The following is a 22,344-nucleotide window of genomic DNA, read 5'->3' as shown; positions in this document are numbered from 1 at the left end:
TGTGCTTAGCGCAAAGATGACAGCGACCTGCGGTACGCCGATCGCGAAACGGGCGCGATCGCAGGTTCTTCAACGGCCGCATTTTGGTTTTTGGCTTCAGAAATATTTTCTGCAAGTACGGCAAGCGATCGTCCTGCAAAAATATCGCACAAAGGCAATTCTAGGTGACAAGATTCTCGTACCTTTGCTGCTAATTGAATTGCCAGCAGCGAATTTCCTCCTAGTTCAAAAAAGTTATCAGCAATGCTTAACTGTTCAATGCCGAGAACGCCACAGCAAATTCTCGCCAGCATTTCCTCAACGGAGGTGCGCGGTGCGACAAAAATCTTTGCTTCGGGAATAGCGGCATCCGGTTCGGGCAGTGCCTTGCGGTTAACTTTGCCGTTCGCAGAAAGCGGCAGCGCGTCCAGAATTATAAATGCAGAAGGCACCATATAATCGGGCAGCTTTTCGCTCAGGAATTGGCGCAATTCTTCAACCGCCGGGGCAGCGTTTTGTTGTGGAACGATATATGCTACTAAGCGCTTTTGACTGTGCTTTTCTCCGAATGCGGTGACAATGGATGCCTTGACTGCTGGGTGTTCGTTCAAAGCAGCCTCAATTTCTCCTGCTTCGATGCGGAATCCTCGGATTTTAAGGCGGAAATCTTCTCGTCCTAAAAATTCGATGTTGCCGTCAGGGAGGAAGCGCCCTAAATCTCCCGTTCGGTACAAGCGATCGCCCGTGACGGGGTGCGTGAGGAAGCTGGCGCGAGTTTTTTCTTCATTCCGCCAGTATCCTTTTGTCAGTCCAACTCCGGCACAGCACATCTCGCCGGCAACCCAGACGGGAGAGTCTTCTAGCCTTTCATTCAAAATGTAATAGCGTGTATTGGCGATCGGCGATCCGTAGGGAATGCTCTTCCAAGAAGGGTCAACCGTTTCTACCGGATACCAAATATTCCAAAGGGTGGTTTCCGTTGGCCCGCCAACGCTGACAACGCGACACTCTTTGACGATCGCCCTTAACCTCTCAGGCAACGTTACTGGAATCCAGTCTCCGCCGAGAAACGCCCAGCGCAAGCACTCTGGCAACACCTCAGAACGTCCGCCAGCGTAATCGAGCAGCATTTCCATCATCGGGGGAACCGAGTTCCAAATGGTGACGCGCTCTTTTACCATCAATTGCGCCCAGTGAGCGGGGTCTAGCCGTTGTGCGGCATCGGTAATGACGATCGCTCCTCCGGCCGCTAGGATGCCGAAGATATCGTAAACCGACATATCGTGGTGCAGTGCGGTGAGTGCGATCGCGCGATCGCACTCGGTCACATTAAACACTTGGTTGGTCTGAGCGATCGCATTGACTGCACCTCGGTGCGCGATCGCCACGCCTTTCGGCAAGCCAGTTGAGCCAGAAGTATAAATCACATACGCTAAATCTTCCGGTTCCTGCACCGCCTCTAAAGCTTTGCTGCTTTCTGCAGCCAATTCGTCGGTATCGAGACAAATTCGCCGCACATTTTCCGGCCATTCCAATCGCTGATTTAACTGAGATTGCGTCAAAACAATCTCAACTTCGCCATTTTCCAGCAAATACCACAGTCGCTCTTTTGGTAGCGCCGCATCTACGGGCAAATAAGCTGCCCCAGATGCGAGAATGCCCAGCACAGCGACGATTTGCTCCCATCCTTTTTCCATGACGACGGCAACCAACTGGTTAGGGCGAGCTCCCAGCTTCCGCAATCGGTGAGCGACTTGATTCGATCGCAGATATAGTTCCTCGTAGGTGAGGGTGCGATCGCGCGTAATGATGGCGGGTTCGTGCGATCGCGACGCTACTTGCTGAGCAAACAACTCGTGCAGCAATACATCGGGAATCGGTGCTTCGATGTCGTTAGCGACGGCTTGCTGCGGCAACTGCGCCGTTCCCTGCCAAGCTGACTCCGAGCTTGCGAGGCGCTCCAACAGGTGGCAGTAGGCGTCAAACATATCGTCGATTAGCCCTTGGGGGAAGAGTTCTTCCACCACATCCCAGTTCAAGAATAGAGTGCCGCCAGCTTCGCTGTACTGATTGTCTATCCAAACTTGGGGAGTTTGACCGACGACGTAAACAACCTCTCCGATTTCTGCGATCGCGCCCAGTATGGAAGAATCGCTTTGTCCGGGGTTATTCTGCGGATTAGTCGTGAATACCACTGGCATCGGTGCCGCCGATGTTCTTCCCAGCAGTTGCGCCAATTCTCGCAGAACGCGCACGCCGCTGACGTACTGGTGCTCTAAATCGTGCCAAAGCTGCTGAGTCAGGCGTTTCGCCCGAACTTCAAAACTTTCTCGGCGCGAGTTGTCTACCTCCAGCAAAGTAAACGAGGCAAACTCGCCGATAATGTCGTTGACTTGCGGGTGCAGTACAAGGCGGTTGAAGCGCGGCACGTTGAGGGTAAACCGAGGGCTTTTGCTCCACAGGCCCAGAACTTCGGCATAAGCAGCGAGCAAAACGCCTGTCGGAGAAAGCGCCGATCGCGCGGCTCTGGCTTTAAGTTTTTTCCACGTTTCCGGCTCTAGCTGAGCGCTCCAGCGCTTGAAGCGAGGCTGTGTCAGGGAACTCGGATGCTTGGCTAAGGGGAGTTCGGGCGCTGGCGGCAAAGTGGCGAGGCGATTTTTCCAATACTCTAAAGATTGCTGGAAAAATGGGGAATCTTGGAGCGCGATCGCCGCTAAAACGTAGTCGCGGAATGACAGTTGCAAAGGCGCGATCGCTGCGTTGGGATTGCGGTAAAACGTCACCAAATCTCCGAAGAGAATTTGATAGCTCCAACCGTCAATGCACAAGGCGTCAATGCTGACGTGCAAGCGGATGCGGCGATCGCTAAGCAGCGAGGCGCGAATCTCGAAAAGCGGCCAGCGATCGAGCGGCAGCACTTGGTGAGACAGGGATTCGCGAATTACTTCGAGTTGGGAATTCACCGCCTCTGGGCTTTGTCCGCGCAAATCTAATAGTGGAATTGCATAAGCTGGCACTGTTTCTAAAATTTGCTGTTGCCCGTCTGGATGGACGATGACGCGCAGCATATCGTGGCGTTCCACCAATCGCTGCCACGCGAGCCTAAACCGCTCTAAATCTATATCGTCGCCTTCAATTTCTACATAACCGTGAATGGCGACATTCCCCATTTCAAAAAAGCTATTTCTCCCGATCCAGTAAGCCTGCTGCATTTCGTTGAGCGGAAAAGGTTTGCAGCGATTTTGGGGATCGGGGACGATTGCAGGCAGTTGCACAAGGGCGCGGGGTTCGATCGCCTGCTGCGCTTTAGCGATGGCGATCGCTTCTGCCAAACTTTCCACCGTCGGGGATTGAAACAAACTGCGTAGTGGCAACTCTACCTGAAACGCTTCTCGCACTTTAGCAATCAGTTGCGTTGCCAGTAGGGAATGTCCTCCTAGCTCGAAGAAATTGTCGCCAATTCCTATTTGTTTGACGCCGAGAACCTGACTCCAAATTTCAGCGAGTAACTGTTCTTCCGGAGTGCGAGGTGCAAAAGCTGCGTTTAATTCCGAGCTTTCTACATCGGGCGCTCTGAGCGATCGCCGATCGATTTTTCCATTAGATGTTAAAGGCAGAGCCTCTAGCAGCACGAAGGCTGAAGGGATCATGTATTGTGGCAGCTTTTCTTTGAGAAAGCCGCGCAGGTTGCTAATTAAAGAGGGCTGCCCAGTGCTGAATTCTGAGCTAGAAACGATATAAGCCACCAAGCGGTTTTCGCCTGAATTATCCTCCCCAAGCAGCACTACACTTTCCCGCACTGCTGGATGCTGGCTCAGTACCGCTTCAATCTCGCCCAGTTCAATTCGGAAACCGCGAATTTTGACTTGATTGTCGCTGCGGCCTACAAATTCAATCGTTCCATCTGGCAGGTAGCGGGCAATATCTCCAGTTTTGTACAACCGCGCCTCGATTTCCTGACTGAAGGGATTGGGAATAAACTTTTGGGCAGTTAGTTCGGGTAGGTTCAAATAGCCTCTGGATAAGCCAGCGCCGCCGATATAAAGTTGGGCCAAAACCCCTACAGGAACCGGCTGCAAATTTGCGTCCAGAATGTAGAGCTGGGTGTTGGGAAGCGGGCGACCAATCGGGATCGAACCGCGCTTTGATTCAACGGATTTTATCGGATGGATGGCTGTCCAGACAGTGGCTTCTGTGGGGCCGTAAAAGTTCCAAAGGGGGATGTTCCACTCAAGCAACTCAGAGGCGAGTTCTGCAGGCAAAGCTTCTCCGCCGCACATAATTAGGCGGAGGCTCCATTTTGGCTCGCGATCTGCAGTTTTTTGAGCGTCAATCAGTTGGCGAATTGCTGAAGGAGTTTGATTGAGAATGGTAACTCGCTCAGAGCAAAGCAATTGGTAAAAAGCCGAGGGCGATTGAGTCACTTCGAGGGGGACGATAACCAGCTTTCCGCCGTGAACAAGGGCTCCCCAAATTTCCCATACGGAGAAGTCGAAAGCGTAAGAGTGAAAAACAGTCCAAGCGTCGCGCTCGCTAAAATTAAATAGGGGGTAAGTGGCTGCAAAAAGATGAACGGCGCTGCGATGGTTGACTTGAACGCCCTTGGGTTTCCCTGTCGAACCTGACGTATATATTACATAAGCGAGACAATCGGGTGTTACATCGCTCAAACAATTTTCTTTGCTTTCGATCGCGATGTTTTCCCAGTCTGAATTAAGGAAAACTACACTCTGCACCCGATCGCGAATCTTCTCATCTAAATGCGACTGCGCCAGCAGCACTTGAACCTGGGCATCCTCCAGCATGAAGCTCAAGCGTTCACTTGAATACGCCGGGTCGAGCGGAACATAAGCGCCGCCAGCCTTGATAATTCCCAGCAATCCCACCACCATTTCTAGGGAGCGATCGACATAAATTCCGACGCGGACTTCAGGTTTTACACCGAGTTTTTGCAGGTAGTGCGCGACTTGATTCGCTTTTTGGTTGAGTTCCTTATAAGTGAGCTGTTGGTTTTCAAACACCACTGCAACGGCATCCGGCGTCTGCTCTGCCCGATGTTCAAACATCTGGTGAATTGTAGAATCTTTTGGATAATCGACTTGCGTATTATTCCACTCCACCAACAGTTGATGCCGTTCGCGATCGCTCAGCAATGGCAACTCGTCCAGGCGCCGATCGGCATTAGCGATAATTCCTTCCAGCAAAATCTGAAAATGCCCGTGCATCCGCGCGATCGTGCTGGGTTGGAACAGGTTCGTGCTGTACTCCCACGTCGCCGTCAACCCCCGCTCGGTTTCTTCCAAAAATAGCATCAAGTCGAAATTAGCGGTTCCGGTATCAATTTCATGGGAATTTAAGGTCAGCCCTGGCAATTCTAGAGTCTGCGTCAAGCCGTTTTGCAAGGCAAAGGCCACTTGAAACAGCGGCGAGTAGCTCAAATCTCGCTCTGGCTGCAACTCCTCGACAAGCTTCTCAATCGGTACATCTTGATGCGCGTAAGCGCCTAATGCCACCTCTCGCACGCGACTGAGCAACTCTCGAAAAGTCGGATTTCCATTTAAGTCAGACCGCAGCACTAAAGTATTGACAAAAAACCCAATTAATGATTCTATCTCACGGAGATTGCGGTTGGCGATGGGAGAGCCAACTAAAATATCTGTCTGCCCCGTGTAGCGATAAAGCAGCGTCTTGAAGGCTGCCAGCAACGTCATAAATAGGGTGGCTTTTTCTTGCTTACCCAATTGGGCCAGCGCCAAGCTCAAATCTTTGGGCAATTCCCAAGTTTGTCTCGCACCCTGGAACGTTTGAACGGCGGGGCGAGGAAAGTCTGTTGGTAAATTTAGAATCGGCAAGCTGCCGCTTAACTGCTGCTTCCAGTAACCCAGTTGCGTGTCTAATATTTCTCCTTGCAACTGCTGGCGCTGCCATGCGGCAAAGTCGGCGTATTGAATTGGCAGCGCGGAAAGCAAGGGTAAATCATTGCTAGAAAAAGCTTGATAAAATTCTGCCAACTCCCGGAGAAATACGCCCAGGGACCAACCATCAAAAACGATATGATGCACGGTTAGAAGTAAGACGTGCTCTGTTTCATCGAGGCGCAGCAGTTTGGCGCGCAGCAGAGAGCTTTGCCCCAAGTCAAAGGGATCTCGCGCTTCTTGGGCCGACAGCCTTTGCACCTCGGCCTCGCGATCGTCTGGGGAGCGATCGCTCAAATCTATCAGCGGCAGCGTCCAACTCTGCTCGCCCGCAGCAGCGACAACCTGTATCGGTTGCCCTTCCACAGCGGCAAACGCAGTTCTCAAAACCTCGTGCCGATCGATAATTTTCTCAATACTTTGCCTGAGTGCTTCTGCATTAAGTTGCCCCGTCACCCGAACCGCACCGCAGAGATTGTAGAAGGGGTTTCCCGGTTCCAATTGGTCGAAGAACCACAAGCGTTCTTGGGCAAAAGACAGGGGAAGATGAGGCGATCGAGAAACTGGTCCAATAACGGCTGCTTTGGTATTTCCTGTTAGTTGCTCTAGAATTTGCACTGCCAGTCGAGCAATGCTCCTATCCTCAAACAAATCGGCAACAGATACAGTAACGCCCAAGTCACTCTCTATTTGATTTTTTAACTCAAAAATTCTTAAAGAATCTAGTCCAAAGCTACTGAGGGGTCGATCGATAATATCTTGTGTTTTCCCGCTGGCACTCAAGTGGATTGAAGATTCCTCTTCCGCAGGCTTTAGCCGACTTTGGCTATTAGCCGGAGAATTCATTCCCCGGCGGTTTACCTGCTGCCAAAGGTAAGCCTCAAGCAGCGGCTGCCGTTCTTCTAACTCTGCTGTCACCAGAATTTCTCGCGTTAGTTGATTGTCTATTTGCACCAAATCAGCTAACTCTAAAATGCTACTGGCGACAACTTCCAAATTGTCAGCTAGAAAGTCAGCACAGGCGGCGCGACGTTGAATTTTACCGCTGGTCGTTTTGGGAATGCTTCCCGGCTTAATCAGCACTACTCCATAAACTTGCACTTCATATTCTTGAGCAATGGTGGAGCGGATGGCGCTGATAATTTCCTCGGCATTATCCGGCGCTTTGCGAGATTGTAATTCTTGCACGATAACGAGCTGTTCTTCGCCTGCGACTTCCACCGAGAATGCCGCGATCGCCCCTTGCCGCAAACTGGGATGGCTGCGCTCTGCCGTTCTTTCTATATCTTGGGGGTAAAGATTGCGACCTCGGATGATAATCAAATCTTTGAGTCGCCCTGTAATAAACAGTTCTCGATCGCGTAAAAAGCCTAAATCTCCTGTTCGCAAAAATGGCCCTTCGCTGGTATCTGAAAGATATGCTTGAAAGGTTTTTTCTGTCTCTTCTGGGCGATTCCAATAGCCTCGCGCAACTGTTTCGCCAGCTACCCAAATTTCTCCGACTTCCTGCGGCTGGCACTGCGTCAGAGATTCGGGATTGACGATCGCAACTTTAGTGCCAAATTCAGGGAAACCGCAGCCGACTAAAGTTCTGGCGCCACGATCGCCTTCCAAAACTTCTACAATCTGATTATTTTCCAGTGCCCCAGCGTCAACAGGTAAGAAAGTTGGTGTTGTCCTGCTGCGAACCGTGGCAATTTTTAGCGTGGTTTCTGCCATTCCGTAAGCAGGACAAAAGGCATCCGCCTGAAAACCGCAGGGTTCAAAAGCTTTGGTAAATCGTTCTAGGGTTTCTTTGTGAATCGGTTCTGCGCCGTTATAAGCCACGCGCCAACTACTCAAGTCGAGCATTTTTTGGCGATCGCCCAAGATTTTGCTTATTTTGCTAGCACACAAGTCGTAAGCAAAATTTGGCCCCCCGCTGTGGGTAGCTTTGTAGCGCGAAATCGCTTCCAACCAGCACATCGGGTTCTGAATAAACGCCGCTGGCGGCATGAAGTAAGAGGGAATTCCCAGATACAAAGGTTTGAGCAATCCGTCAATTAACCCCATGTCGTGAAAGGGTGGGAGCCACGTTACGGCAACGCTTTCGGAATCGTGGTCAAAGCCTCGGTGAATGTATTCGATGTTGTACAAAACGTTTGCGTGGCTCACCATTACGCCTTTGGGGGTGGAGGTTGAGCCCGAAGTGTACTGAAGATAAGCCACTTCGTCGGGATGGATGGATGGCTGCTGCCACTTTTCGCCGTCATCGGAGAGCTCCTCTGCACTCAGCCAGTGAATCGCTTTGAGTTCGGGCGCTTGCTCGCATAGCTGCTCTAAATTTTCCAGGTGTCGCGCGGGAGCGATCGCAACTGTTGCTCCTGCGTCTTTGGCGATCGCACTAATTTTCGCTAAATTCCGCTTCAGCTTCGGCGGATAGAGGGGAACCGCGATCGCTTTGGCGTACAAGCATCCAAAAAAGGCGGCGAGATAGTCCAATCCTGGCGGGAAAAGCAGTAAGGCTCGTTCGCCAGTGACTCCCAATGTCTGAAGTCGCACGGCGTGCGATCGGGCGATCGCATCTAACTCTCGATAAGTCAAACTGGCGGTTTCAGTTTTTCCGTCTAACAGAAATGTATATTTCTGCTCTGGTTGGTGTAGCGCTCTTTTTTGTAGCAGTTCTACTAAATTGGTACAACTTTCGGTGAGTTGGTTTCCCTTAATGTTTGCGTCACTCATCTATTCTTTTTATCTAATAAATCTTGTTTGCAGTACGCCAACCAGTTCCGCCAAATTCTTTCCACATAGACTTTCTGTGAACAGTTGTCGGGCGTTACGAGTCTCCCATCAGCGCGTTTGAGTCTTCAATTCGTGTATTAGCGCTTGTTTTCACGTTTTGTTGTCGATCGGGCTGTTCGGCAATGGCTCCGGGGCGATTTCAGTCCGAGCCAGCTTCGATATCAGCTTCAGGGGCTTTACGGCTATCGACTTTAAGCATAGTAAGTTAGATGAGATTAATTGTCAAGAGTCTTTGGCAAGTTTGTTGACTCCTATGGTTTCGTATATGACAATCTTTTCTAACTCTTGCCCTAGCATTTTAGGCGATCGTTGTCTAGCCCTGACAAGCAATCATAATAGGCAAGTGGTACCCAACTAGATAGAGGGGTCTGACCCCCTATCCGAAAATGAAATTAGTTTTCATTAGTTAACTCTTGACAGATGTAAGTGCTCTGTTATCTAATTAAGTCACTTTCTCATTAAGCGCCCAGCGACTACTTCCTTTAACTGAGCAAGGTGCCAACCGTGGTCGATCGTCCAGAGCGCCACCGGACTGAGGAGTTCGCCCTTATGCGCCTCCTGCATTCCCAGACAAAGGCCGCTAGCGACGGGAGAATCGGATCGAACTGCGCCCGACAACGAGGTCGTATTTTCCGCAGGTCAGTTTTAGGAGCCAGAGAAGAGCAGCCATGCTCTCACATTGTGTTGTGCAAACAACGCCAACAACATATCCGAAGTTCTATCAATTGTTGATTCAAGAGTAATGAATAGATCGCAGAAATTATTAAGTAGCCTTGGGCTGGCAGGAGTCGTGTCGGCGGTAGTCGCTCAGTCGGCGTGCGCTTCCAACATCGCGCAGGTGACGGCAGTTCGCCTCAACCCCACGTCAGAAGGCATTGAAATCATCCTAGACACTGAAGATGGAAGACCCCTGCAAGTCTTCAGTACCAGCTTTGGCGAAACTTTACAAGCTGATGTCATCACCGCTCAACTGCGACTGCCGGGGGGAAATGAGTTTCGTCAAGACAAGCCGGCTGCGGGAATTGCTTCTGTCACCGTTACTCGTTTAGATAACAACAGCATCCGAATCAAAGTCATTGGCGAGAGGGGTCAACCAGTAGCACGGGTGATTCCTGGTGCTGCGGGTCTGATTCTCAGCTTAAAACCCACCTCGGAGATGACTGCTCGCCCGCCTGCACCGGCTCCTGCAACACAGCGGCCGGGGACACCCGGAGAACCCTTGCCACCGACAGGGCAGCCGGTAGAGATACCCGCAGAACCCTTGCCACCGACAGCGCAGCCACCAGGAACGCCCGGAGAACCCTTACCGCCTACAGCGCAGCCACCAGGAACGCCCGGAGAACCCTTACCGCCGACAGCGCAGCCACCAGGGACACCGGGAGAACCCTTACCGCCGACAGCGCAGCCACCAGGGACGGCACCACGGCCACCCGCTATAACGCCACAGGTAGGGAGAGACCCGATTGAAATCGTCGTCACTGCAACACGAACCGCAGAAATAGTGACAAACGTGCCGCGCTCTATAACGGTGATAGACTCAGAAGAAATTCAGCAGCAGGCAGGGCCATCGAGAAATATCGGGGAAGCTCTGGCAAATGAGGTTCCCGGTTTTGCGCCCCCGACTCAAAGTACGGCAACTTATGGACAAACTTTGCGGGGTCGCGACGTTTCCGTTCTGATTGACGGCGTGCCACAAACGACTAATCTTCAATCTTTTGGCAGATTTTTTAGAAACATCGATCCCAGCGCGGTCGAACGCATTGAAGTAGTGCGAGGGTCTACCGCAATCTACGGCGCTCAGGCTACAGGTGGCGTGGTTAATATTATTAGTCGCCGGCCAACTGAGGAAAGGCTAACTGCTATTACTGAAGTGGGCGTCAGTAGCGCTTTAACAAACACAGAAGATGCTCTAGGCTTTAACGCTCAGCAAACTATTTCTGGCCGATCGGGCAATTTCGATTTCACCGGCACTGTCTCGCTCTCTAGAACTGGGGCTTTTTATGATGCCCAAGGCGATCGCATTCCCTTTTTTGAACTCGGCGGAGATAGCAGCACTCTCTTCAACGTCCTGGGCAAAGTCGGGGTAGATTTGAGCAGCCAACAGCGGCTGCAACTAACTGTCAATCACTATCGGGAAACCCAAGATCCCAATGTGATCGGAGACTTTAGCGTTGACGACCAGGAAGGACGGCAAAAAGCCCGCGCCCTCCGAACCGGAGATTTCGATATCGACGGGGAAACACCGGGAAATAAAAGTACACAGCTCAACCTAAGTTACACCAACCAAAACCTTTTTGGCAGCAGCCTTCAAAGTCAAATCTACTATCGAACGAATTCCAATGTAGGCGTTCCTTCAGATTACCGCCCGTTCGAGTTCTATGGTCCGTTTGTCGGCGTTACTCGTTCGCGAGCCGAGAGCGAACAGATAGGAGGTAGACTGGCGATCACCACCCCTTTGTCCCGTGCCGAAAATCTTCGATTAACTTGGGGTTCTGACTATGTTACTGAAGATAGCAAACAGCGTTTCGACCTGTACGACCCGCAGAGATTTGACGAAAGTCGTGGTCGGGTTTACCGGAAAATCTCCGAGCGTCCTTTCGTTCCTCCTTACACTTACAACAGCCTTGGCTTTTTTGGTCAATTGGAATGGAATATTGACGATATCGTCATTCTAAGTGGCGGGATACGTCACGAACGCATCGGGTTAGAAGTCAATGATTATACCACTTTTAACGATCGCCAGATCCAAGGAGGCGATCGCAAATTTAACGCCACCCTATTTAATACAGGGGCTGTCTATAAAATTAATGACAACTTCAACGTATTTGGCAACTTTGCTCAAGGTTTCTCAGTTCCCGATTTCGGCCGCATCCTCCGCGAACCCCCCGAGAATTTTGTCGGAATTGAATCTTCGTTAGAAGTAACTCAACCGCAAAAAGTCAACAGCTACGAAATTGGCATTCGAGGAGCGTGGGAATCCGTGCAAATGTCGCTTGCCGCTTTTTACAATACCTCCGATCTAGGAGTGAATTTTCAACCAGTTGGCAACACAGGTCGCCTGGAACTAAAGCGCGCCCCAGAACGCATTTACGGCTTAGAAGGGACTGTGGATTGGCAACCTGCACGAGCATGGTCCCTCGGCGGGACTGCTACTTATATTCAAGGCGAATATGACGAAGATGGCAAGTCCATCGCCCTCGATAGCGTCCGAATTCCACCGCTCAAGCTAACAGCTTATCTCGAAAACGAAACTTTGCAGGGATGGAACAATCGGTTACAGTTATTGTATTCTGGAAATCGCGATCAAGCCTTCAAAGATGGCTCGGATGGTGGTCCAATTAGCAGCTATCTCACAGTGGATTACGTCAGCACAATTCAACTGGGAAAAGGGCTGCTACAAGTCAAAGTCGAGAATTTATTGAATAATCAATATTTTCCCGTGGTTTCTCAATACTTAGCTGGATTTGGCTCGGATAGCTCTAATTATCCAGGCAGAGGTTTGACTCTTAGTGTTAATTACCGCCTTAACTGGTAATTATTTATCGGCTGGGGATTTCATGCTGATGAAAAAGTTGGGACTTGCGAGGAAAGCGCTGGCCGCCTAACTGTCGCTATCAGGTGTTTTTCTGGTAATGATAACAAGGGTGGCTCTCCCTCTGAGAGACCCTTGTTGCTAGTTACAAATCTACCCCCAAGCTTCGGAGGGAACTCTAAAAGCCCTCCGCAAAATTGGGAAGAATACTCTAAAAACCCCCGAAAATTTCGGGGTTGGGGGGCGTCTAATTATAACTAGCAACTTGGGTTAGATGATGAGAACAGTTAACGGTTTCGAGGAAAATTTCGAGATGAAATTCCGCAAACTCGCATTCAAACTGCACTTGTATTTGGGGTTGGTGGTAGGAATATTTCTAGCAGCAATTGCTTTAACCGGCAGCTTGCTGGTTTTCGGTCCCGAAATCGAGCGGTTCTTCAATCCCCAACTCCTGCAAGTAATTCCTCAAGCCGAACGGATACCGCTGGAAAATGTCCTGCAAATTGTCGAAAAAGCTTATCCGCAAAATCAAGCTCTTAGTATCTTGCTGCCGCGAGCAGCGAGGGAAGTTTGTCAAGTTTCGATGCTTTCAAAGAGTGAGGAAATAGTTAGTGTTTATGTCAATCCTTACAGCGGAGAAATTAATGGTGCGCGCCTTTGGAAAGAAACTTTTACAGGTTTTATTTTTACGTTACACGCGGAATTAGCTGGAGGAGAATTAGGTCATCTTGTTGTCGGTATTTGCGGTATAGTAATGCTAGGACTAACTTTTACGGGCTTGGTATTGTGGACTGGTTGGCGCAATTTGGCTCGCGGATTTTCTATTAATTGGCAAGCTCATTGGCAGCGCACTGTATTTGATTTACATAACGTTTCTGGGATTGTATCGGTCGCTTTTCTCATACTCATCTCCGCTACAGGGACAGCGATAATTTTTTACGCGCCAGTTGAATCGACTCTGTATTGGCTCACGAATGAAAAGCCACAGCCAGCATTGACTTCTCATCCCCACTCTAGCAGTTCGAGGCAAAACCTCGATAAAATATTACACCAAGTTAATACCGTTTGGACGGAAGCTAAAACCACTTTTATTTCTCTGCCTTTGACACCTGAAGCAACTTTTCAGGTACGGAAAAAATTTCCCAATGACGCGCACCCAAACGGGGTTAGCACCATTTATCTCGACCAATACAGTGGCGAAATATTGCAGGCTGACAGTGTAAATTCAGCTTCTGTAGCAAATCGAATTCTCAACTCGCTTTATCCGCTACATATTGGCAGTTATGGCGGAATTTACTTGCGGTTGGCCCACGCGATCGCAGGATTAGCAGCGATCGTACTGTTTGTTACGGGCGTACTAATGTGGCGGCAGCGGCATTTGGCGCAATTTTACCGCAAGGAGGCGAGACAGCAATATGAAGAATTATCTCCCCTTAGCCAGCAATGGCCTTGGTTTTAATGAGAGCGGCGTGCGGTTTTATGCGGGTGTCATTCTCCTGCCTAAAAACCCCGACCCTATGAATTTTAAATCCTATTAATCGCGTATTTCATGCAAAAATTTATTCAACTCTGGCTCGGACAAACTGCTTCGATGATTGGCAGCGCTATGTCCGGGTTTGCGCTGACTATTTGGATTTGGCAGTCCACCCATCAAGCGACAGCTTTGGCTTTGTTGATGTTTTTTACTCAATTGCCGCGCATCTTGCTCGCTCCGGTTGCTGGCATTCTCGTCGATCGCTGGAATCGAAAATTTTTGATGGCGATCGGTGATGCGGTTGCAGCTCTGTTAACGCTCGCTATCCTATTACTTTATATCAGCCAAAGCCTGCAACTATGGCATTTATATGTAGCGGCTGCGATTAACGGAATTTTTGACCAAATTCAGCAGTTAGCTTACTCAGCAGCCATCGCCACAATGATGCCAGAAAAGCATTACAGCCGCGCTAGCAGTTTAAGTTTTTTGGCAACTTACGGCGCGAGTATTATTGCCCCGACGCTGGCGGGGATTCTCTATTCTGCGATTGGGTTGAGCGGGATTTTTACGATCGACCTGGCAACTTTTACAATCGCGATCGCCACGCTAGTATCTGTCAAAATACCCCAGCCCGCGATCGCCTCCAATCGCCAGCCGGCTCGCTTTCACCTATTGCAAGAACTCAGCTTCGGATTCCGCTACATCGTCGAGCGTCCCAGCCTGCTTGCCTTGCTGGTGTCCGTTTCGCTATTCTGGTTCGCTCACGACATCGGCGCGGCCCTCTACTCACCGATGATTCTGGCACGCACCGGCAACAATGCCAGAATCCTAGGTCTTATCCTTTCAGCCGCCGGCGCCGGCGGCGTTTTAGGAGCATCGCTGATCGGTATTTGGGGCGGTCCCAAACGCCGAATCCGGGGCTTTCTGCTCGGCATGGCAGGCGCGGGCTTGAGTAAAATAGTCTTTGCTTTCGGTCAGGCGCTTTCCATCTGGATTCCCGCTCAATTTTGTTCGTCTTTCAATTTCCCCATCCTCGGCAGTTCCAACGAGGCGATGTGGTTGGCAAAAGTCCCACCAGAAGTACAGGGGCGCGTTTTTGCTACCAGAGCAGTTATCGTGCAATTGGCGTCAGCGATCGGTTTATTGATCGCAGGGCCACTTGCCGATCGCGTCTTTGAACCCGCCATGCAACCGGGAGGTTTTTTAGCAGCTATTTTTGGCCCAATTATCGGGACAGGTGCCGGTGCTGGCATGGCTTTGCTATACGCTATCTGCGCGCTGGGCTTATTGCTCGTTGCAGTCGGTGGGTATGCTTGCCGACTGCTGCGCGATGCCTAAAGGGAAAACGGAGAGAGGTCTTTTAACTTCTTCCCTCTTCCCTCTTCCCTCTTCCCTCTTCCCTCTTCCCTCTTCCTTCTTCCTTCTTCCTTCTTCCTTCTTCCTTCTGCTAAAGTTTCTGGCGCGAACTCAGGTGAGCTTCAATTTCCGATCGCGATCGCCATACGGGGCGCAATTCCTTGCGAGCAAAGAGCTGCAACTGATCGCCTGCGTGGGGCGAACCAGGTTGAGTGGCGTTGCCGTAACTGTTTAGTGCCATCGCTTTCACCGGATTCGAGAACTCAATCGCAGCGACAAAAGAATCGCCCGCAACCGCTTGAAAGCGATCGTCTTTCCCTGGAGCAAACCATACTGAGCGAAATACACCCAAAGCAGCGTCAGCTCCATTTGCCGGCAGATTCGCTACCCCAGGCAATCGGAAGACTTCCCCCCATGCCACATCTAACGCGCCATAAGTTACCTCAACTTTGGTTGCTGTCACTTCCAGCACCCGCACCGCCTCCGCAGGATTTGCCAACCCGTCTGGGGTCGTTAGCGGCGCATCTTCGCTCCAAGGTTTAGCGAATAACCGATCGGCATCCATCGCTTGTTTCCAAAAGGCAAACAGCACCGCACCGCGACTGCCCGCATCGACTTTGCGATCCCAAGTGGCGAGAACTTCCGCAGCGCGACGCGCTTTTTCACTGCCTTGCCGTGCGGCGGGAATTAAATCATCGAGGAGGCGATCGGCGAGTTCTACCTGAGTGGAATGTTTGTATTGCATCAATTCATCGAAAGAGATTTTTGCATCTTCTAAGAGCATTTTTGCCGATCGCTGCGATCGCAAGCTCATCGGGCCGCGCGGTGCCATGTAGGCGGGATAATTATCCGGTGCGATCGCGCTGGGAAACGTCGTCGTCCAGGGGGGATCGTTGGTATTTTGCAACCAACCGCTGGGCGGATCGACAACCCGTGGCAAATCCGCATAGGGATGATTTTTGCTCCACAAAGTCTCTGATGTATTGCCTGCGATCGTGCCTGACCAGTATTTAAAATCTCCTTTTTTGCGTATGGGGACTTGACCGTTAAACAAGTGCATGATATGCCCCTCACGATCGGCATACATGACGGTAAACATGGGAATTTCCAAGCGCTTTAAAGCGGCTTCAAATTCAGAAAAATTCTTGGAGCGTGCCATATCCCACCACTGCTGAAGGGCTGCTGGTTTATCGAGTCCGACAACGCGCAGGGCGATCGCTTTGCGCTGTTTTTCTGTGAGAATCGGGCCGTGAACAGAACGCCGCACTACAAGAGATTCCGATCGCAAATTCCCATTCTTTTCTTTGACTTTTAAAACCTTCTCTTCCCTGTCAAAATTTCGGATTTTGCCATCGAAGCGATAGCCATCGTTAGCGAGGGGCAATTCGTAGGCATCCCAGCCATCGTGAGTGTTGACAGTATGAGTCCATCCCAAATTGTCATTAAAGGCGATCGTTAATACAGGAAATCCGACAAGAGTGGCTCCGTAAGCGTTAATTTCTGGGGCAACCAGTTGTGCTTCGTACCATAAATATAAATCCGACCAAGGAAGGTGAGGATTTGCCAATAGCATGGCATTGCCGCTTTGAGAATGGGAAGGAGCGATCGCCCAACCATTAGAGCCTTTGGGGGTGTCATTTTCAGCGAGATCTTCAACGCGTTCTGGATCGACTACAAAAGTAAAATTGATGACGCGTTGCGCGTGTGCCAATACATCTACCGGTTTGAGGGGCAATGCTACCTTTAATTCTTCGGTGAGCGCCTCTGGGTGTTCTTTTGCATAGGCATTCATTCCGCCAACAAAAGCATCGATATAGTTGCGAAAAATGGGATTTTGTGATTCATACCACGAATTTGCGCGATTAGGAATTCCCATAGTTTGCACCCAGCGGTCGGATTCCAGATAATCTTCGCCCCAAAATTCGGCAGCTTGCCCGCGAGCTTGCCCGTAAAGACGCAAAATCAGATTACCGTGACTTTGCATCTGCGCCCACCCGAAAGCGTAGAAAAGACTTTTAGTATTCTCTCCGTAAATGTGTGGAATTCCATAGGTATCCCAAAGAATTTGAGTACCGGTTTGAGGGGCGGCTTGAACCCAATTATTGAGGAGCAAAACTAAGATAAAACTCATTAATAACGAGACAATCCGCCGGCCTTGTTTTTTTAGTTGTATAAACACGGGAAATTAATTTGCTAGGGTTAAACTTAGACATTGCAGCCTTTTCAACAAGCTGCACGAACAAAACGCCGAGGATTCAAAGCCATTTTATAGAGAACAAGAGAGAAAATCATACCAAATCCGATGCCCAAAAAGCTAACCTAGCTACGTCTATTTGCGTCCATCTGCAGTTAAAAAAATAATACCTCTTCGAGAAATCCAGAAAATCCGAAAAAACACCCTATGTAAATCGGATGTGAAATTAAAAGCCCTCCCCTACGCTCACCAAATTAAAAAGCGCTATCAAACGCAGGTGTGCCGACTGTAAAGCACATTATGTCATTGGTGAGGAGGGGAGGAAACAAGTAGGGAGAGATAGGTTATAAGGTTATTTTTGAAGCTGCCCTTGTTGCCAATTTCCCTCTACCTTCGTTCCGTCTGCATAGATGTACGAACCTTGACCGTGTTTTTGTCCCTTGAGGAATTCACCTTGATAGCGATCGCCATTGGCGTAAATGCAGGTACCTTTGCCGTTGAACTGACCATCGCTAAATTCGCCTTCGCAGCGATCGCCATTCTTAAAATTGTAAACTCCTTTCCCGCTCATTTTACCCTTGACAAAAGTGCCTTTATAGCTATCTCCATTGGCGAACTCACGGACACCTTCACCACTAAATTCTCCATTGTCAAATGGCCCTTGATAACGTCCCCCTTCTTTAAAAGTAAACAACCCCTGACCTTGAGTGTTGCCCTTCACAAACTCTCCTTCATAGCGGTTGCCGTTCGGATATTCGCGAACCCCTTTACCGTGAAATTGCCCTTCACTAAATTGCCCCTCATAACGACCTCCTTCAGCAAAGGTATAAATTCCCTGCCCGTGAGGTAGATTATTCAGCAACTCTCCTTCGTAGCGGTTCTTATTAGCATATTGACAGACGCCTTTACCGTTAACTTTTCCTTCTTTAATATCTCCTTCGCAACGAGTGCCATTACTGAACGTAAAAGCCCCTCGACCGCTGGGGGAACTATTGGTAAAAGAGCCTTCATAACGAATGCCGTTAGTTGAGGTAAAAGTTCCTGTACCATCGAACTCACCGTTTTTAAAACTTCCTTCGTAGCGGTTGCCGTTAGCAAATTCGCGGACACCTTGACCGTTGAATTCACCCAAGGCAAATTCTCCTTGGTATTTACCTCCTTCTTTAAAGGTATAAATGCCTTGACCGTGAGGTTGGCCGTTGAGAAATTGACCTTCGTAGCGATCGCCGTTGGCATATTGACATATGCTGGGGCCGCTGAGTTTTCCATCACTCAATTCTCCCTCGCAACGTCCGCCATCCGGTAAAGTAATTACTCCTGCCATTGCGCTGTGAGGGTTGGCAAACAACAGAGCCATTCCCAAGTTGGAACCAAGTAATAGAGCGAGTCCAACTCGCTGAAGTTTACTTAATATTGCTGACGACATTCCCAAATTCATAATTCACAAAAAATTCAACTTTTAACTTTGCTATTCCTGGGACGGTGCTATAGAATTCCCAGCCACATTGCTAGAGTCTCAAAAAAATCCCTAGTCATTGAGCCGGAAGGTAATGGATGCTGTTTTTCCTTGAACGCCAGTCTCTGATGAGGCAAATTTCCATTTTTCTACTGTTTTAATCGCTGCGCTATCGAAGTCTTCGTGATTGCTCGAAGTCAAGATCGCGATGTTGAATGCCTTACCGTTGGGGTCAACGTCAAACATGACTTCCACTCGGCCTTCCCGCCCTTGTTTTCTGGCTGCGCTCGGATATTCAGGTTTACCGCAGCTAATGCAAGTGCCGGGAGCCGGGCCTTTCGGGCGCGAAGGACTCCCCCCTCTTCCTGGATTTGTCGGTTTTGGCACCGACCCCGAACCGCTGCCAAATGGCCCTGACGAACCCCCGCCACCATTTCCACCTCCGCCGGGTGATGAGTTGGACGCACTTCCTCCAGGGCCTCCACCTCCAGGGCTACCAGATGAGGCGAGGTTTCCTAAACCTCCGCTCGCATTTCCAGAATTGCCGCCGCCTCCGGGCCTGGTGGTCGTGACTGGCGAACCAGCCCCAGGCGTTCGGGGCGATCGCCCCGAACCAGCCGCAAATGGCTCTGAGGAAGGTATGTCGCCATTTTCGCTGGCACCGGATGGTGAGTTCGACGCACTTCCTCCGGGGCTATCAGAGGAGGCGAGGTTTCCTACATCCCCGATCGCATTTCCAGAATTGCCACCACCTCCGGGCCTAGTAGCTGTGACTGGCGACCCAGGCCCGGGCGATCGCTGTATGGGCCCGGAAGAAGGATTTAATGGCTCTGAGGAAGGCTCCCCGCTACCCGCCGAAGCAGATGAGGAGAGCGGGTTATTTTTTTCAGGGCTGTCGGAGGAGTTGGGATTTCCAGCATCTTTTGTAAAGTCTGGGAGAATCCCTGCACCCTTGGGGCGGGAGGCGATAACGGGTGGTTCGCTTTGTGGAGGAGCGGGCGAGGGGGTTTCGGGTTCCTCGGCGATCGGGGTTTTAGGAGTTTCTGGGGAATTGAAATCCTGTTGAGGTGCGGGGGAAGGCTCCCGAGGAGTTGGTGGCGGAGTTTCCGTTAAGGGCAACTCTTTCTTAATCTCTGGTGGTGGCGTTACCGCTACCGGTGGCTCCTTGGGAATCGGCGGGGGCGTTGCAGCTACCGGTGGCTCCTCTGGAATCGGCGGGGGCGTTGCCGCTATCGGTGGCTCCTCTGGAATCGGCGGGGGCGTTGCAGCTACCGGTGGCTCCTCTGGAATCGGTGGTGGCGTTGCCGCTACCGGTGGCTCCTCTGGAATCGGCGGGGGCGTTGCCGCTACCGGTGACTCCTCTGGGGGAGTTGGCTCTGGTGGCGGTTCTGGTTTGAACGTCTCAGGCGGGGGAGATACCTTTTCTGGAATAGCCGGCTCTGGCTGGGTTTCCTCTACTTTGGGCTCATCAAGCATAACAACTTCAATGGGGTCCTCTGCAAATTCAGCAGGTTTGACCAACTTGAGGCTCAACGGCAGCGCGACACCGTGTAGGAAGGTTGAGGCTAACAGACTGAGCGCCAGAACTTTTTTGAGACCTTCTTCTTGTTGTTGTCTTTGCGTCGCCGAAACATTTGAAAAACTCATGCCTTATCAATCTCCTTTATGGATGGGTTGGCAACATCCTCGCTGGCTCTCCCACATCACCCAAAACAAGCTACCAACTGCCTGTTGAGCTTGCTATCAATGATGAACCTACCCATCCTATAAGAAGACTGTCACCCTGTTCAAGACTCTTGCAATTAATTTTCATTATTCTATTTTGATATTTTGATATAGCGAGTAGACGCTACCAATCAGCATTTCCTTTGGGGACCCCTACCTTGCTCCCATGGGCGCTGTCAATATTCGGATTCTGGCAGGCCAAGCTTCCAAAATGCCTTAAATGCAATACTCTAGCCCGTAATCTACCAACAAATTTCAACATTCTCAAGCTTTTCTGAGAATATTATTTATAAAGAATACTAATTTAATTAGTATTCTTTATAAGCAAATTTTATTTATTTGTGTGCGTGATGGCTTGACAAACCCTGAATTTTGTGGAAATCTAGTTGAGAATCTTTTAAATTATTGAAGATTATTGTCAAGTCCTAACGTAAATCTTTAGCAAGCAAGCACTGGGAGAAAAATCGGTCGGGATCGCAGTAGAAGCATTTTGGGTAAAGACGAAAATAGTCACATACAGGTAGTGCGTTTGTGCGATCGCGATCGCGCTTGAGTGAAACAATTCGCAGTCTGAATCACTGATACCGACTTGACGCAGAAACTCTACCAGCCTTCGATCGGGCTAATTGCACCATTAGGCAGCTTGCGATCATTCAACAGAGCTAGCGAGAGTACAAACCAATGGATAGTCTCATTTACATTTTTAAGGCCGCAGGCATTGTTGCTTGGCCGCTGTTTGCCTCGTCAATCGCAGCAGTAGCGCTGATCATAGAGCGTCTTGCCTTTTGGTTTAGGGTAAATCGGCGGCAGCGGCGAGTGGTGCGGGAAGTGCTACAGATATACAGTCAAAACCCCGATTCCGCCATCAAAAAGTTACAAGTAAACGGCGATTTGCCCCTAGCCCGGATTTTTTTAGAAGCTTTAGAATTAGACTCGCCCAACATCGAAGAATTTCGTTTGGCCCTAGAGAGTGGCGCTCAGGCAGAAATCCCTATCCTGAAGCGATTCAATACAATATTTGACAGCATTATCAGCCTTTCCCCGTTATTTGGGTTGCTCGGAACAGTTTTAGGGTTAATTACTACCTTTAGTTCCCTCAAACTGGGGGATGCCACGGGCACCAATGCCGCAGGCGTTACCGCTGGGATTAGCGAAGCCCTCGTCTCTACGGCACTGGGGTTAGTGGTGGCAATTTTTACGCTCCTATTTGCCAATATGTTTCGCGGGTTTTACTTACAGCAGATAGCTTATATTCAGGAAGCCTCCGGCCAGCTAGAGTTATTGTACCGTCACCGCTACGAAAAACTACCAAGAGAATCTAACTATGCGTCTACCCGATGAACCTGATAATATTCCCCAGATCAACATCGTGCCAATGATTGATGTGGTCTTCGCCATATTGACATTTCTAATTGTTTCCTCTTTGTCTTTATCCAAATCCCAGGGTCTGCCCGTAAATTTACCGAAAGCATCAACGTCTCAAGTTCAGGACTCGCCTGCTAAAATTACCGTTACGCTCGATGCTCAGGGAAAATTCATGGTTGATAAAAAGTTAGTCAACTTAGACCAGATTGAGAGTACGGTGCGACAAGTGATGGGGTCAAATCCGAGCGCCTTAATTGTGCTGAATGCGGATAAAAGCGTTAATCACGGAAGTGTTGTGGAAGTTATGGATCGATTACGCCGAATTAAGGGAGCTAAGTTAGGGATTGCTACCACAAAGTAGACAGCTACTGCATCTTGCATTTATATGTGGCACACTAAATTCAGTATATAAGCGGAAAAAATGAAACCTTATTTGAGGTAGACGAGTGAAAAAATAGTTAAAACATATCAACAAGGTGATACATCAATTAGGAAAGGAGTCGCTCGTTTTGATGTGAGTAAAGTCTTTGTCCAGAAACACTTGAAATAAAAACAAATTACTCGTCA

The 22,344-nt window shown here is 49.8% G+C and carries 10 protein-coding genes; 5 read left to right on the top strand and 5 right to left on the bottom strand.

The features are described from left to right. Positions 1–5 precede the first annotated feature (5 nt). The gene (locus tag QUA13_RS09120) at positions 6–8,615 is read right to left on the bottom strand and encodes an amino acid adenylation domain-containing protein (RefSeq protein ID WP_333198050.1); all 8,610 of its coding nucleotides are present in this window, start codon (positions 8,613–8,615) and stop codon (positions 6–8) included. Positions 8,616–9,122: 507 nt separating this feature from the next. Beyond that, complete coding sequence (locus QUA13_RS09115; protein ID WP_333198049.1) at positions 9,123–9,293, bottom strand: hypothetical protein; 171 nt, start codon at positions 9,291–9,293, stop codon at positions 9,123–9,125. Positions 9,294–9,417: 124 nt separating this feature from the next. Here QUA13_RS09115 and QUA13_RS09110 point away from each other — a divergent pair, with 124 nt between their 5' ends. From QUA13_RS09110 to QUA13_RS09100, 3 genes are all read left to right on the top strand, one after another. Beyond that, positions 9,418–12,210, top strand: a complete 2,793-nt coding sequence (locus tag QUA13_RS09110) for a TonB-dependent receptor domain-containing protein (protein ID WP_333198048.1) — start codon at positions 9,418–9,420, stop codon at positions 12,208–12,210. Between the two features lie 271 nt (positions 12,211–12,481). Next, positions 12,482–13,666 (top strand): PepSY-associated TM helix domain-containing protein, encoded by a 1,185-nt coding sequence (locus tag QUA13_RS09105; protein WP_333198047.1) that lies wholly within the window; start codon positions 12,482–12,484, stop codon positions 13,664–13,666. Between the two features lie 90 nt (positions 13,667–13,756). Continuing rightward, entirely contained in the window at positions 13,757–15,019 is a 1,263-nt protein-coding gene (locus QUA13_RS09100) for an MFS transporter (protein ID WP_333198046.1), read from the top strand. 109 nt (positions 15,020–15,128) lie between these two features. On the opposite strand, the gene QUA13_RS09095 is transcribed toward QUA13_RS09100, so the two are convergent. The 3 genes from QUA13_RS09095 to QUA13_RS09085 all read right to left on the bottom strand — a co-directional run bounded on the left by QUA13_RS09095 (position 15,129) and on the right by QUA13_RS09085 (position 20,334). Next, on the bottom strand, positions 15,129–17,216 hold the full coding sequence (locus QUA13_RS09095) for an acylase (RefSeq protein ID WP_333198045.1): 2,088 nt from the start codon (positions 17,214–17,216) through the stop codon (positions 15,129–15,131). Between the two features lie 367 nt (positions 17,217–17,583). Beyond that, a complete protein-coding gene (locus QUA13_RS09090) occupies positions 17,584–18,669 on the bottom strand; it encodes a hypothetical protein (protein ID WP_333198044.1) in 1,086 nt (361 codons plus the stop codon). A 90-nt stretch (positions 18,670–18,759) separates the two neighbouring features. Further along, positions 18,760–20,334 (bottom strand): energy transducer TonB, encoded by a 1,575-nt coding sequence (locus QUA13_RS09085; RefSeq protein ID WP_333198043.1) that lies wholly within the window; start codon positions 20,332–20,334, stop codon positions 18,760–18,762. A 759-nt stretch (positions 20,335–21,093) separates the two neighbouring features. Between QUA13_RS09085 and QUA13_RS09080 the strand changes: the two genes are divergently transcribed. Both QUA13_RS09080 and QUA13_RS09075 read left to right on the top strand, forming a co-directional pair. Next, the gene (locus QUA13_RS09080; protein ID WP_333198042.1) at positions 21,094–21,753 is read left to right on the top strand and encodes a MotA/TolQ/ExbB proton channel family protein; all 660 of its coding nucleotides are present in this window, start codon (positions 21,094–21,096) and stop codon (positions 21,751–21,753) included. Beyond that, positions 21,737–22,138, top strand: coding sequence for an ExbD/TolR family protein (locus QUA13_RS09075; RefSeq protein ID WP_172193093.1), 402 nt, complete (start codon positions 21,737–21,739; stop codon positions 22,136–22,138). The genes QUA13_RS09080 and QUA13_RS09075 overlap by 17 nt, the downstream gene beginning before the upstream one ends. Positions 22,139–22,344 lie beyond the last annotated feature (206 nt).

This window comes from Microcoleus sp. S28C3 (assembly GCF_036700785.1).
Taxonomy (GTDB): domain Bacteria; phylum Cyanobacteriota; class Cyanobacteriia; order Cyanobacteriales; family Microcoleaceae; genus Microcoleus; species Microcoleus asticus.
The sequence above is the reverse complement of the archived record's forward strand: the minus strand, read 5'-3'. Positions and strand labels throughout refer to the sequence as shown.

Bases quoted from the DNA above. Each gene is read 5' to 3' on its own strand.
- QUA13_RS09100 (WP_333198046.1), top strand. From the start codon at position 13,757: ATGCAAAAATTTATTCAACTCTGGCTCGGACAAACTGCTTCGATGATT.
- QUA13_RS09105 (WP_333198047.1), top strand. From the start codon at position 12,482: ATGATGAGAACAGTTAACGGTTTCGAGGAAAATTTCGAGATGAAATTC.
- QUA13_RS09085 (WP_333198043.1), bottom strand. From the start codon at position 20,334: ATGAGTTTTTCAAATGTTTCGGCGACGCAAAGACAACAACAAGAAGAA.
- QUA13_RS09090 (WP_333198044.1), bottom strand. From the start codon at position 18,669: ATGAATTTGGGAATGTCGTCAGCAATATTAAGTAAACTTCAGCGAGTT.
- QUA13_RS09075 (WP_172193093.1), top strand. From the start codon at position 21,737: ATGCGTCTACCCGATGAACCTGATAATATTCCCCAGATCAACATCGTG.
- QUA13_RS09120 (WP_333198050.1), bottom strand. From the start codon at position 8,615: ATGAGTGACGCAAACATTAAGGGAAACCAACTCACCGAAAGTTGTACC.
- QUA13_RS09080 (WP_333198042.1), top strand. From the start codon at position 21,094: ATGGATAGTCTCATTTACATTTTTAAGGCCGCAGGCATTGTTGCTTGG.
- QUA13_RS09110 (WP_333198048.1), top strand. From the start codon at position 9,418: ATGAATAGATCGCAGAAATTATTAAGTAGCCTTGGGCTGGCAGGAGTC.